10 protein-coding genes are annotated in these 13,156 nt (G+C 43.3%); 6 read left to right on the top strand and 4 right to left on the bottom strand.

What is annotated here, in order from left to right; translation table 11 throughout:
* Positions 1-9 precede the first annotated feature (9 nt).
* The 3 genes from infB to rimP form a co-directional block, all read right to left on the bottom strand.
* Complete coding sequence (infB, locus tag A0128_RS06515; RefSeq protein ID WP_069606767.1) at positions 10-2,745, bottom strand: translation initiation factor IF-2; 2,736 nt, start codon at positions 2,743-2,745, stop codon at positions 10-12.
* 66 nt (positions 2,746-2,811) lie between these two features.
* Positions 2,812-4,206, bottom strand: a complete 1,395-nt coding sequence (gene nusA / locus A0128_RS06510; RefSeq protein WP_069606766.1) for a transcription termination factor NusA — start codon at positions 4,204-4,206, stop codon at positions 2,812-2,814.
* Position 4,207: 1 nt separating this feature from the next.
* Positions 4,208-4,696, bottom strand: coding sequence for a ribosome maturation factor RimP (gene rimP, locus A0128_RS06505; RefSeq protein WP_083244074.1), 489 nt, complete (start codon positions 4,694-4,696; stop codon positions 4,208-4,210).
* Positions 4,697-4,895: 199 nt separating this feature from the next.
* Between rimP and A0128_RS06500 the strand changes: the two genes are divergently transcribed.
* The 6 genes from A0128_RS06500 (at position 4,896) to A0128_RS06470 (ending at position 11,453) form a co-directional block, all read left to right on the top strand.
* Positions 4,896-6,062: an LIC_12708 family protein gene (locus A0128_RS06500; RefSeq protein WP_069606764.1), complete on the top strand. Its 1,167-nt coding sequence runs from the start codon at positions 4,896-4,898 to the stop codon at positions 6,060-6,062.
* Positions 6,053-7,537: a bifunctional ADP-dependent NAD(P)H-hydrate dehydratase/NAD(P)H-hydrate epimerase gene (locus tag A0128_RS06495; protein ID WP_069606763.1), complete on the top strand. Its 1,485-nt coding sequence runs from the start codon at positions 6,053-6,055 to the stop codon at positions 7,535-7,537. Before A0128_RS06500 ends, A0128_RS06495 begins: the two co-directional genes overlap by 10 nt.
* Positions 7,538-7,540: 3 nt before the next feature.
* Positions 7,541-8,149, top strand: coding sequence for a hypothetical protein (locus A0128_RS06490; protein ID WP_069606762.1), 609 nt, complete (start codon positions 7,541-7,543; stop codon positions 8,147-8,149).
* Between the two features lie 699 nt (positions 8,150-8,848).
* The gene (locus tag A0128_RS06485) at positions 8,849-9,442 is read left to right on the top strand and encodes a dihydrofolate reductase family protein (RefSeq protein ID WP_069606761.1); all 594 of its coding nucleotides are present in this window, start codon (positions 8,849-8,851) and stop codon (positions 9,440-9,442) included.
* 470 nt (positions 9,443-9,912) lie between these two features.
* Positions 9,913-10,296 (top strand): VOC family protein, encoded by a 384-nt coding sequence (locus A0128_RS06480; protein ID WP_069606760.1) that lies wholly within the window; start codon positions 9,913-9,915, stop codon positions 10,294-10,296.
* A gap of 884 nt (positions 10,297-11,180) precedes the next feature.
* Positions 11,181-11,453 (top strand): antitoxin, encoded by a 273-nt coding sequence (locus A0128_RS06470; protein WP_069606758.1) that lies wholly within the window; start codon positions 11,181-11,183, stop codon positions 11,451-11,453.
* A gap of 467 nt (positions 11,454-11,920) precedes the next feature.
* On the opposite strand, the gene A0128_RS06460 is transcribed toward A0128_RS06470, so the two are convergent.
* Positions 11,921-13,069, bottom strand: a complete 1,149-nt coding sequence (locus A0128_RS06460; protein ID WP_069606756.1) for a DUF1343 domain-containing protein — start codon at positions 13,067-13,069, stop codon at positions 11,921-11,923.
* Between the last annotated feature and the right edge of the window lie 87 nt (positions 13,070-13,156).

The following is a 13,156-nucleotide window of genomic DNA, read 5'->3' as shown; positions in this document are numbered from 1 at the left end:
TTAACCCTGTTACTCAAGCTTACGCTTGATGACGGTAACGTTGTAAGCTTCGATGATATCTCCGGATTTGAAATCGTTAAATCCATCCACTTGAATCCCGCACTCGAAACCGGAGACCACGTCGCTGACGTCGTCTTTGACCCGTTTGAGAGATTTGAGTTTCCCGTCGAACTTGATCACACCTTCGCTGATCACGCGCACATTGGCGGATTTCGCGATTTTTCCGGAGGTAACCATACAACCCGCGATATTTCCGACCTTGGAGACTTTGAAAATTTCTCTGATCTCCGCGGTTCCGATAACTTCTTCGATCTTTTCGGGTTCGAGAAGTCCTTCCATCGCGAGTTTGATCTCATCCACAACTTGATAGATGATATTGTAATACTTGATCTGAACCTGTTCTTTTTCCGCAAGAGCGATGGTCTTCGGATTCGCACGAACGTGGAAACCGATGATCAGAGCGTTCGAAGCGGATGCGAGCATCACGTCCATATCCACGATCGCACCGGCACCGGATTGAATTACGTTCAGCTTTACTTCCGGAGTGGAAAGTTTTTCCAAAGATTCTTTGATCGCTTCCGCAGATCCGCGAACGTCCGCCTTGATGATGACCTTGAGTTCTTTCAAAGCGCCTTGTTTGATAAACTCGTTCATATTCTCAAGAGTGACTTTCGAAGCGGATCCGGCCGCGGCACCCGCGTTTCCGATTCTTTCGAATTCAATTCTATGTTGAGAAATATTTCTGGCTTCTTTTTCATCCGCCATCGCGTCGAAAGGAGCTCCTGCGTCAGGCACTCCGTCGATACCGGTCACCTGAGCCGGGAATGCAGGTCCTGCTTCCTCGACCGACTGACCCAAATCGTTGTACATCGCCCGCACACGACCGGAGAAAATTCCCGCGACAAACGGATCGCCTACGCGCAACGTTCCGTTCTGAATGAGAACCGTTGCAACGGAACCGCGACCCGGATCGAGTTTTGCTTCGATGATCGTTCCTTTTGCTTTCCGTTTCGGATTGGATTTGAGATCCATCACTTCGGCTTGCAGAAGAATCATTTCTAAAAGTTTATCAATGCCGATATTTTCTCTCGCGGAGATTTTGGCATACATGGTCTGACCACCCCATTCTTCCGTTTGGAGTCCGTGGTTTGCTAATTCTTGCATGATCTTATCCGGATTTGCGGTCGGAAGATCGATCTTGTTGATCGCAACGATGATCGGAACTTCTGCGGCTTTGGCGTGGCTGATCGCTTCGAGAGTCTGAGGCATAACCCCGTCGTCCGCTGCAACTACAAGAACCACGATATCCGTAACCTTAGCTCCCCTGGCTCTCATCGAAGTGAAAGCTTCGTGACCCGGGGTATCTAAGAATGTAATGAGTCCTCTTGCGGTTCTTACCTGATACGCACCGATATGCTGAGTGATTCCACCGGACTCGGTGTCGATCACGGAACTGGTACGAATCGTATCCAACAACTTCGTCTTACCGTGGTCGACGTGACCCATGATGGTGACGACAGGAGGACGATTGATATAATCTTCAGGACTGTCTTTTTCTTCTTCGATGATGGTTTCTTCGTAAAGAGAGACCACTTTTACCTTACAACCGTATTCATCCGCCAAAAGGCCCGCGGTTTCCGCGTCGATGATATTGTTGATCGTCACCATCATTCCCATTTTCATGAGTTTTCCGATGACGTCTCCCGGTTTTAAGTTCATCTTTTTGGCGAGTTCGCCTACTTGAACATTTTCTAATATAGTAATTTCTTTTGGAACTGAGATTCCTGAAATTCCCACAACTTTAGATTTTTTGAATCTTTGTTTGAAGAATTTTGTATTCTCTGCGCCGGAAAAATCTCTCTTATCGCCGATTGATTTTTCTTTGTCGTGTCCCTTTTTCTTACTCGCGCCTGCGGCTCCTCTCGCTTGAGAAAGTTCCACTTCTGCGGAAGTAATCGGCATCGGACGTCCGCCCGGACCACCGGAACGATTTCCCGGTCCACTGCCGCCAAAACGATTTCCCGGTCCAGGAGCTTGTCCCGGTCCACGGTTTCCTTGATAACCAGGTCCGCCGCCTTGTCCCGGTCCGCGATTTCCCTGATAACCAGTTCCACCACCTTGTCCCGGCCCACGGTTTCCTTGATAACCACCGCCCCCGCCTTGACCAGGTCCGCGATTTCCTTGGTAACCAGTTCCGCCACCTTGGTAGCCGCCCCCGCCCTGGCCGGGTCCGCGATTTCCTTGATAACCACCGCCGCCACCTTGGTAGCCGCCGCCCTGGCCGGGACCACGGTTGCCTTGATAACCGCCGCCGCCCGTATTCGGACGAGGTGCAGGTCTTGCGATCGGTCTAGATACGATAATGCTGGAATCTTCTTTTTGAAAAGGAGATGGGGAAGGAGGATAGGAAGAATCTCCTCCTGGTTCGCGAGGAGGTCTCTGCGGAGAACCGTGAGGACCGGAATCTTGTCTTCTCGGAGGAGGTTCTTCGCTTTTCACGTCTCTCTGAGAGGAAGGTGCCTGACGAACGATCGGCGACTGACCGGAATCCCCTCTCGGAGGAAGCGGTGTTACCGGTTTTGACGGTGCAGAGGATTCTGCCGTCGATTCTTTCTTAGGAGATGCAGAGGCGGAAGGAGACGAAGGTGATTCGTCCCCTTTCTTCTTAATGATCAGCTTCTTGCGTTTTCCCGCATCCGCCGCGCCCTGGAGCGTTTCCTTGATCGTCTTATTTTTATCTTCCATAATTGATACCCTGGCTTTCCGGAGTCATAAAAGCTCCGGATCTGAGAAAAACCCCTTCGGGTTTTCTCAGTTGTCTTCCACCCATTCTACAGATTCCCTTAATAGTTTGAGAATCTGTCCGGCGGTTGTATGTCCGATTCCTTGCAGTTTTGCCAGATCGTCTTGACTGTATTCGATCAGGGTTTCCAGATCTTTGATTCCTTCGCTCTTCAGAATTCCCACGATACGGGCTGAGAGACCGGGAAGATCTTCGAGAGGAGTCAGGCCTTCATCCTCTTCTTCTTGTTCCGCCTGAGCCTTGGATTCTTCCGAAGGAGAATAGAAAAGTCTTTCCAACCTTTCTCTCGCTTCCGGCGAAGCCAGCTCGGCATTGTACTGCGCTACGGTTTTGATATCGATTTTATAACCGGCCAACTGAGAAGCGAGCTTCACATTGGATCCATTGATTCCGATCGCGAGAGAAAGTTGATCATCAGGAACGACCACCATCGCCTCTCTTCCGGAACCGTCCACTTTGACTTCCACAGGTTTTGCTGGAGAAATTGCGTTTGCGATAAATTCAGAAGGATCATCGGAGGCTTCTACGATATCGATTCTTTCGTTTCCAAGTTCTCTTACGATCGATTGGATACGAACCCCTTTCATACCGACGCAAGCGCCGACGGGATCGATGTCTCCGCGAGTCGCACGCACCACAACTTTCGTTCTGATGGAAGGTTGTCTCGCAACGTTGATGATCTCAACGAGTCCGTCATAAATTTCAGGAATCTCCATTTCAAAAAGTTTCCGAACGAAATCCGCGGAAGCTCTAGAAAGGGTAATGACTGGAATCGGCTCTCTCGGACGAAGTTCCACTCTTTGAATGATTGCTTTGAGCCTGTCCCCGCTGTGATACTTTTCACCGGGATTTTGTTCCCTGCGAGGCATGATACCTTCTACTTTCCCGAGGTCGATACTCATCGCGTCTTTTTTCCATCTCTGGAAATATCCGTGAGTGAGTTCTCCTTCCTTCGCCTTATACTCGTTATAGAGAAGTTCCTTCTCCATATCTTTGAGTCTTTGGAAAACCATCTGCTTCGCTTGGCTGGAGATGATTCGAGAAAGTTCAACCGGTTTCTCGCGAAAGGAAATGACGGATCCAATTTCCGCGGATTCATCGATCACTTTCGCTTCTTCTAAACCGATTTCAAGAGGAGAGGAAGGACTTCCTTCGACTACCTTTTTTGCTATTGCTATAACGACGCTGTCTTTGCCGGATGCAAACTCTACTGTGACAGGAGAAGGTATATCCGATTCTTCGGATTCTTCCAATCCTTCCAGTCCGGACTTTTTCTTATAGGCGGTTATAAGAGAATCACGTATGACTCCCATAACGGCTTCCCTATCTAGGGACTTGTCCGCACAAAATTGCTGGATTGCTTCCAACAGATTTCCTTCCGATTGTGTCTTCTTAACTGCCATATCAAATACTTACGTAGAGATTCCCTTTCAGTATATCCTTGAGGTTCAGGGTCGTCTGCTTTTTTCCGGCAGATTTTTTACCCTTCTGGAATTTTTCCAGAATCACCTGATCCTCAACTCGATCCATTATCCGAAAAATTCCTTCCTGAGGATTCTCTGATTCTCCGGATAGAAAAACCAGACGAACCGGTATGCCCCGGAATCGATCCAGGTCCCCCGGGAGATCAAGTTTCCTTTCCGCCCCAGCGGAGGAAACTTTAAGAGTATAATCCAGATCCGGTGAGATCCGTTCTAACTCTTCTTTCAGTTTTCTGGAAACTTGCTCACATTCCAGAAGGCTGACTGAACCATACGAATGCTCCAGATTGTCCAAGACAACCTCGATCAACGAGTGGTTAGGCCTTTGGTTGACCTTTAATGAGTACAGCTTGACAGGCAAATGCAAGGCGCCATCCAGAATCGTCTCGATTTCTTCCTTGCTTACTGTCAAACCCCGGCCTTATAGAGAGAAAACTCACAAATGATTGAATTTTTCCTGATATCCTAATCAAACTATTCAAATTTGGCTACAGTGTAAAGTAAAAAAAGCCACGGATTCCGCGAGGCTTTGAATTCCTTGGATTATTGCTTGTTTTCCAATCGATCCATTGGAATGGTATCGTTACATTCCCAGATCCAACCAGGTTTTCATGAGAAATCTCAATCCAATCTCCCGCATTCGCTCCCATCATAGAAGAATTTTTATTCTTTCCTTTGGAATTGTTTTGATCGTCGCTGCGATTGCAAACTGCACTCGATTCAAAGTGGATAATTACAATTCTTTTCTCTACGGAAGAATCAAGTTAGGCAATACTCTCGCTGACGTTCAGGCAAAAATCTTGAACGGAGTTCCGACCAATCTTCCACAGACGTTGTCCGTGGTCGGAGGTAAGATCTATGTTCCCGATTTCGAACAATCTTTATTGAAAGTATTCTCCACCGATGGTGAGTTAAAATTCATATTAGGAACTTTGAAGGAAAAAGTCGGAGATAAATATAAATTGATCCCGGCGAAGATCGGGAAGATCGGACTCGTTGCAGTGAACGGTGACGAGGAAATCTATCTTCAATCCCGAACCGGAAAAGAAGAACAACCCAAAGTCGATCCTGCAACGGAAGATATTTTTTTAAAGAAGAGCGGTTCGTTTGATACGGAATACAGAGAAGCGACTCCTTCCGCCATTCTTCATTTTTCAGACGCAGGAAAATTATTGAATACGATCTACGTGGAAGGAAGCAACGGAAACACTCCCTTCGGTTATATAGAAAGAATGGAAACGGGAGAAGACGACCTTCTTTTTGTATTTCACAAATCAAACGGAGAGATGAAACTTTCCGTCTATGACAAGGGCGCGCTCTTACGATCGATCGGAGCTTCCAATTTCGCGGACGTAATCTCGGATTCGGAATCGACTCAAGTTCGTTTAGAGACCTTGCTTCCGCATCTGGAAGGAAAATACGCGGTCGCTTCGTTTAGCATTTTTGATAAGAAGAATTCCCGTTTCAAATCGAGAAAAATTTTCAAATACGATTTCGAGACAAAGTCCGCTACACTCATCAAAGAAATCCAAGATCCTTCCGAATCTTTGTATTGGATCTTAAAGGATAATAACTTTTTTCTCTGGGAAACGGAAACAGAAGAAGAGAGTTCGATCCGTCTTCAAGTTCACGACGACGAAGGAAATCACGTAAACAACATTCGTTTGAACTACCTCCCTCCAAGAGGACTCTGGAGAGAAACCTGGATGGATTTGAACGACGAGATCTATTCGGCAAGAATCAAATCCGGGTATCTGGAAATTCATAAATGGAAATAAGGTTTTCCGAATATTCAGAACCTCTGTTTGACGATAAGGAAAGCAGAGATCTGGATCGGAAGACAATTCTCGAAACCGGAATTTCCGGTTCTCACCTAATGGGCTTTGCGGCCCTTTCCATCTATCAACACTATCGAAAAAAAATCCTAAGATCCGATTCCGTTTTTATCCTTTGTGGAAACGGAAACAACGGAGGAGACGGACTTGCCCTCGCCTTCTTTTTGATCCAGGAAGGAAAAGAATCCAAGGTTTTCTTAAAAGAAGGAAATCTTTCGGAAGAATCTACATATTATAAAAATCTGTTATTACGTGCCGGAGGTAAGATTCTAAACTTAGAATCCGATCCTCTTTTCTTTGAAGGCGAGAACATTTGTATCATCGACGCACTTTTGGGAACGGGTTTTCAGCCCCCGATACGAGAACCATACGGAGAAGTCCTGGAAAAGATTCAAAAACAAAAAAGAAAAAGTCCTAAGAGAACTTTTATTCTGAGCTTAGACGTCCTTTCCGGTTTTTCCGAAGAATTACCGACTCCTTTTGAAGCGGATGCGTTAGCCGAAATCGGAATGAAAAAATGGAGAAACCGGTTTTTACCGAACGAGATCAAAAAAACATTCCATAGAATCGGATTCCCGATTAAAAAAAAGGATGATCCGAATTCGGAATCAGGGACCGGCAAAATTCTTTGGAAAAAAATTCCGGATTCTTACTTAAAGGAATGCCTTAAAAGAAAAGAAGATTCTCATAAATATAAAAACGGTTCTCTTCTTTTGATCGGAGGTTCTCAGGGGATGGCGGGCGCGGCCCTTTCTTCGGTTCTCGCATTCCACGAGTTAGGCGGTGGAATTTCTCTGCTCCTCAGCCCCTCCGAAAAAACGGTTCGGGCCGTTCTTAAAAAAGATCCTTCCCTGATGATCGATCGAATTGAAGATTCTTCCGAGATTCTTTCAAGACCCTTTGTTAAAAAAGCTTCCGTTTTTTTATTCGGGCCTGGATTAAAAACGGAAGAATGTCCGATTTTAGAAATTCCGAATGACAAGTTCTGTATTTTAGATGCCGGCGCTCTCGCAGCCTACAAAGAAAAAATTCTTCATGAGAAAGTTCTCATGACCCCTCACACCGGTGAATTGGAAATGCTTCTCAACCAAAAGATCAAAACCGTTTCGGAAGGAATATCTCTCGCAAAAGATTATGCGAAATCGTTTCGAGTTCAGATTTTATGGAAAAGACATTCTTCTTTTCTAATAGATCCAAGAGGGAATTTATTTTTTTGGGAAAAACCGGAACCAAAGTTGGCGGTGATGGGAACGGGAGATCTGTTGGCGGGTATTCTCGCCTTTTTTCTCTCAAGAGGTTTTTCCATTCCGGAGTCGACACAACTTTCGTTTTCCTTATTGACGAACGCGGCAAAACGATCCAAAGGTTTTCCAACCGCTTCGGGGATTCGAAAGCTCTTACAAAAAGGAGGAATCTAAAAAATGAGTGGTGGATATCATTCTCGTTCTCCGGAAGAATTTAGAAAATTCTTAGAAGAAAGCCGCAAGAGAGCAAGCTCCGGAAAATTCTCAAGAGTCAAGATCGTCTTTGTCCTCAACTTAGTCTTAATCGTTTTGGTGATCGGAATGGTCGTAAGAACGATGACTCCTGGTGCGTTCGCCGTCCAGTCCTCTTCCTCCAAATTAAAAATCGGCTCCGCACTTGTTTACGTAAAGTCAAGCCGAGAAGGAAAAGAAGGAGTTCCTACTTTCTTTTTATTTATGAAGAACGAAAGCGATTCGAAAGAACTTCGTTTTCCCGAAGAAAATTTAAAATTTAGAATTTCCTTAAGTAACCAGGAAGGTTTAAACTGCTTGGAAAAAGATTGGGAAGTGATCGAAAGAAATTTAGATCCCGGAAAGATTGAGTTTGCAAGATTTCAATTCGACGAGAAGGAATTTGCGGCCCTTCCTTTAGATTGTAAGATTTACTCCGAGGGAAGTTTTGTTGAAAGGATTTTCCGAAAAACCGCCACGAAGAACGGTTTAAGATTGGATCTAAAGATTTCGGGAAAAGAAGGAGAAAAGATTCTTACAATTCAGAATCTTTAAACGCCTTCATAGTTTTACCACGAAATTGCGATTTGTAAAAAATTCGATGTATGAAAGACGATTTGAAATCACGACGCCTTACGAAAAATTGTAAAAGTGATTATACTTCGGATAAGAGAACCTTTTTGAGCGGGTCGCGTTTATGCGAACTTCGTGAAGTTGCGGGTGATAAGGGATCGTCGGAGATACGACGGTGAAGAACGTTTGAGTATCGAAGGTGGCCGCGTTTATGCGAACTTCTTATAAGTGCCCTTCAATTTCGCCGTAATTCCTGCGTCTTAAATTTTAAAACAAATTTCCGCGTTTATACGAACTTCGTAAAGTTGCGGCTGATATAAGGGATCGTCGGAGATACGATGGTGAAGAATGGTTTTAATCTTGAGCCCGCGTTTATGCGAACTTCGTATAAGTGCCCTTCAATTTCGCAGTAATTCCTGCACCTCCAATTTTAAAACAAATTTCTCCGTATATACGAACTTCGTAAACTTGCAACGATTAGCCGGGATTCTCGGATCATTCCAGAACCAAGATAGGCGAACGAAATCTATTAAGAGCGCCGAATGGAGAAAAATATTGTCGTTAGTTATAATAATGGCTATATTAATGCTTCTCTTTTTATGCCGAACCGTGATTGATTTATTTTGTTATTCATTGACCTTTATTAAAATTTTCATAAATTATTAGGAGAGCTGAAATGATATGAGGAAAATAATTTTTTTATCATTTATTACTTTAGATGGAGTCATGCAAGCCCCCGGCGGGCCTGAGGAAGATACCTCGGGCGGTTTCAAATATGGAGGTTGGACGGCACCGTATTTTGATGAAGTTTCAGCTAAAGTTATCGAAAAACAAATGAAACCTGCAGATTATCTTTTGGGCAGAAAAACATTTGAGATTTGGGCCGATTACTGGCCCAAACATGCAGACTTCTGGCCCGGCATCAATGATGGTACAAAATATGTCCTTTCGAAGACGATGAAAAAGTCTGATTGGAAAAACTCAGTATTCCTCGAAAGTTTGGCAGATATCGAAAAACTTAAAAACTCAGAAGGCCTTGATATTCAAATTTGGGGTAGCGGTAAACTCATTCAGCTACTACTTAAGAATGACTTAGTGGATGAGCTCTGGCTTAAAATATTCCCCCTCACACTCGGTTCGGGCAATCGTTTATTTGGTGATGGAACCATCCCGGCGGCGTTTACATTGATAGAAAGTCTTGTTACACCGAGCGGAGTGATCGTAGCAAATTACAAGCGAGCGGGAGAAATCCGCACTGGTACTGTTGGAGTTTAAAGAGAAATAAAATGAGTAATATAATCTTCTCATTAAAGGAATAGAGGTCGAATCAAAATCGCATTCCAAAAGTTTACTGATTTTACTGAAAGAGATATAGATACAAAAGGAGATGAGACCGTGCAATAACCTGAGAACGAAAAGCATGAACCTCTAAGAGTGTTATGGACATTACACCATCTCTGCAACTCTCGGAGGCTTTGCTTTAGGCAATCGCAGTGAGCAAAAAAACTTGTAGGAGATACTACAGCGAGAAGGCTTGAGTTTTATTGGCGTTTATACGAACTTCGCAAAGTTGCAATCGCGAGAAAAACTGTCGGAGATACCACTGCGAGAAGGTTTGAGTTTTATTGGCGTTTATACGAACTTCGACTAACTCGTAGTAAAAAAATACCAGAGTAGCTAATCGTAAAACCTTAATATTTCAGAGTAATTCAATAGACGCATTGAATCTTAAAAGGAGCTTTGACATGACTTTCGAAATTCTTGGATTAGATCATGTTCAATTGGCCATCCCAAAAGGGGGCGAACAAATTGCCCGTGCGTTTTACGTAAATATTCTCTCTTTTACCGAAGTCGAAAAACCTCCGAATCTGAAAGTTAAAGGAGGCGCTTGGTTTCAATGCGGAGTAAACCAAATACATGTCGGAATTACCGACTCCTTTATTCCGGCACAAAAAGCACATCCTGCAATCCATGTTCGTAATATTTTAGAATATCGAAAATACTTAGAGTCTCAAGGCGTATTACCAAGAGACGAAGACCCTCTACCTGGTGCGCTTCGGTTCTATCTTGACGACCCTTTCGGTAACCGTCTTGAATTTCTGGAATGGCTTCCTATCGAAGAGAAATAATTGCTGTTTTGCTTTTAAATGACAACGCAATCTTTCCGAAAAACCCCAAACCGGACCCGAGAAAGAAAGAATAATGCAAAACAAATCTACTTTTTGATGCGACTATTCGAACTTCGCATAAGCGCCCTTCGATATCTCAGCATAATTCCGACATCCCAAATTCTAAAACAAACTTTCGCGTTTATACGAACTTCGTGAAATTGTGGATGTAGGAAACCTGCCGGAGCTACGATAACAAAAAGCGGACAAGTCTTGAATACCCGCGTTCACGCAAACTTCCTATAACTTCAGCTCCTCGCTTCGTTCGCCATTCACGGTTCCCGCTCAGGCTCACTACGGTCTTCGACACATTGCTTTGTCACTTCGGCTTGCGAGACGCGACTAAGGTCGCTCAAGCCTCGCGCCAACCTTGTCGCGCACAAGCGCTCGGGGACGCGACGTCGAGGAGCTTCTTTCGTTAGACGAAATGTGGGAAAATTTTCCGTTTTCTTTATGGTTTTCAAAATACACTTTTTGGATTTCATACAGAAGCATTTTAAGGATTCTTCTATATAAATCTTGCTAAAATAATTGTATTGACATAAGGCACACGTCTACTAGTTAAAACGTATGGTTTTTGATTGGGATAATATTAAAAATGAAACCTTAAAGGCGGAGCGAAATATTAGTTTCGAGAGGATAGTTATTGAAATTGAGTCAGGATCTGTCTTAGAAATTCTAAAACATCCGAAAAAAGAAAAGTATCAAAATCAAATTTTGATTATCATCGAAATAGATAATTACGCGTGGGTAATTCCTGCAATTGAAAGTAAAAATACATATTTCTTAAAAACTGCATATCCCTCAAGAAAATATACTAATATCTATTTACCGGAGACAAATCTATGAAATATAAACTTAGTCAAGAAGAGAAGAGTTTAGAATCTTCTATTGAGAAAAATGAATGGAAACCGGTTGATAACAAAGCGCAGTACTTAAAAAAATTTAGATCTGCAGCAAAAAATACATTATTAAAAGACAAAAGAATGAATATTCGAATTGCTGGAAAGGATATTCAATTATTAAAAACTAAAGCCTTGGAAATTGGTATTCCTTATCAAACTTTAGTTTCAAGTATATTACATCAGTATGTAACTGGAAAATTGAAAGAACGGTGAGAAAGTTCCCACACTTCGGCTTCTCACTGCGTTCGCGACTCACGGTTCCCGCTCGCGCTCACTCCGGGCTAAAGCCACATTGCTTTTCACTTCGGTTCGCGGGACGCGACTAAGGTCGCTCGAACCTCGTTCCAACCGCGTCGCGCACAGGCGCTTGCGGACGCAACGTCGAGAAGCCTCTTTCGTTGATAGTAAAATTTGTCGGAGATACGACGGTGAAAAACGTTTGAGTCTCGAAGGTGAGCGCGTTTATACGAACTTCTTATAAACGCCTGTTCGATCTCGACGCAATTCCGACATCCCAAATTCTAAAACAAATTTCCGTGTTTATGCGAACTTCGCCTAAACGCCCTTCAAAATAAAAACTCTTAGGCCATTTCTCCCATTGGCTCCGGACCGTTTCAAGCGCTTCGATCACAAAGAAATAAATTCATTTTAATCCATTACCTGGATACTTTTTTTACTTATCAAAATTCCAAAAGAATCTTACATTTTTTCTTCCAGGCTTTTTCTTCTTCTTTCAAGTATTCGAATACAATCAAATCCGAATGTTCTCCGTTGAGGTAATCTAAAAGAAATCCATCTCCGACCAGCAATTCTATCGCCGGAAGATCGGATCGAAACTCGTAAGCGCCGTCTCTATAAGCAAATTCTTTTGGATATTCTTCCCTCAATAATCGAATCAACTTCAGAGAAAAAAACAAACTATGGAACTTTTCCGGTTTTTTTAGAAGGATCTGATAACCGCCGCAAATTTCATCCTTATGTTTATGAAACGTAGGAATGAATTTCAAGGGTCGAAGCGCAAAACTTTCCTTTTGAAAATTCTCCAATTCCTTTCTTACTCTTTCGTTTTCTTCTCGGATATAAGGAGCTCCGAAAGTTTCAAAGGGTTTCGTAGTTCCTCTTCCCTCGGAAAGATTCGTTCCTTCTAAAAGACATTGTCCCGAATATACGTAACAAGTGGATCTAAAGGGAATATTCGGAGAAGGAGGAATCCATAAAAATTCTGAATCTTTTTTCGAATACCAACCATCCTTTACAACTTTCATCCTTAGGTTGAGAGAGAATTCTTTCTTATAATAAGTAAGCAATTCTCCAGGAGTAAGTCCGTGCCGATGCAAGACACTTCTTACTCCCACGAAAGATTCGTATTCTTCTTGAAGAGGAGTTCCTTCGATTCTTCTTCCCGCGGGATTTGGAGAATCCAAAACCAAAACTGAAATTTCTTCTTTCCCTTGAGAATTCCATTTGCTGATCTCTTCCAAAAAATAATAGGCCGTAGTCAAGAACGTGTAATATCTCGCGCCCGTATCTCGAATATCGATGATCACGAGATCCAAGCCTTCTAAAGATACGGAATCCGGAACAAGACTGGATTCCTGATCTCCATAGAGATTGATAAATTCCACTCCTTCTAAATTGTATCTCAGATGGGAACCGGAAACTTGGTCCTGAAGTTCAGCAAAAAGTCCGTGCTCCGGTAAGAAGATTTTTTTAAGATCATAACGTTTGTGGATGGTCTGAAAGTGATATTCTCCATCGAGCCCGAAGGCGCTCTGATTTGTAATCATTCCGATTCTGGAAACACGAAGAAGTTTTTCGATTTTATTCATCGTTCTTTATGGTTTTCAGGAGGCATATGGAGTCAAGTTTTCCAAGAATCCAACTCAATTCTTAGTATTGAAAACTGGTTTTTTCTC

The sequence above is a fragment of the Leptospira tipperaryensis genome (assembly GCF_001729245.1).
Taxonomy (GTDB): Bacteria; Spirochaetota; Leptospiria; order Leptospirales; family Leptospiraceae; genus Leptospira; species Leptospira tipperaryensis.
The sequence above is the reverse complement of the archived record's forward strand: the minus strand, read 5'-3'. Positions and strand labels throughout refer to the sequence as shown.

Coding starts and splice junctions, on each gene's coding strand:
- A0128_RS06480 (WP_069606760.1), top strand. CDS start 9,913: ATGACTTTCGAAATTCTTGGATTAGATCATGTTCAATTGGCCATCCCA.
- A0128_RS06460 (WP_069606756.1), bottom strand. CDS start 13,069: ATGAATAAAATCGAAAAACTTCTTCGTGTTTCCAGAATCGGAATGATT.
- nusA (WP_069606766.1), bottom strand. CDS start 4,206: ATGGCAGTTAAGAAGACACAATCGGAAGGAAATCTGTTGGAAGCAATC.
- infB (WP_069606767.1), bottom strand. CDS start 2,745: ATGGAAGATAAAAATAAGACGATCAAGGAAACGCTCCAGGGCGCGGCG.
- A0128_RS06500 (WP_069606764.1), top strand. CDS start 4,896: ATGAGAAATCTCAATCCAATCTCCCGCATTCGCTCCCATCATAGAAGA.
- A0128_RS06485 (WP_069606761.1), top strand. CDS start 8,849: ATGAGGAAAATAATTTTTTTATCATTTATTACTTTAGATGGAGTCATG.
- A0128_RS06495 (WP_069606763.1), top strand. CDS start 6,053: ATGGAAATAAGGTTTTCCGAATATTCAGAACCTCTGTTTGACGATAAG.
- A0128_RS06490 (WP_069606762.1), top strand. CDS start 7,541: ATGAGTGGTGGATATCATTCTCGTTCTCCGGAAGAATTTAGAAAATTC.
- A0128_RS06470 (WP_069606758.1), top strand. CDS start 11,181: ATGAAATATAAACTTAGTCAAGAAGAGAAGAGTTTAGAATCTTCTATT.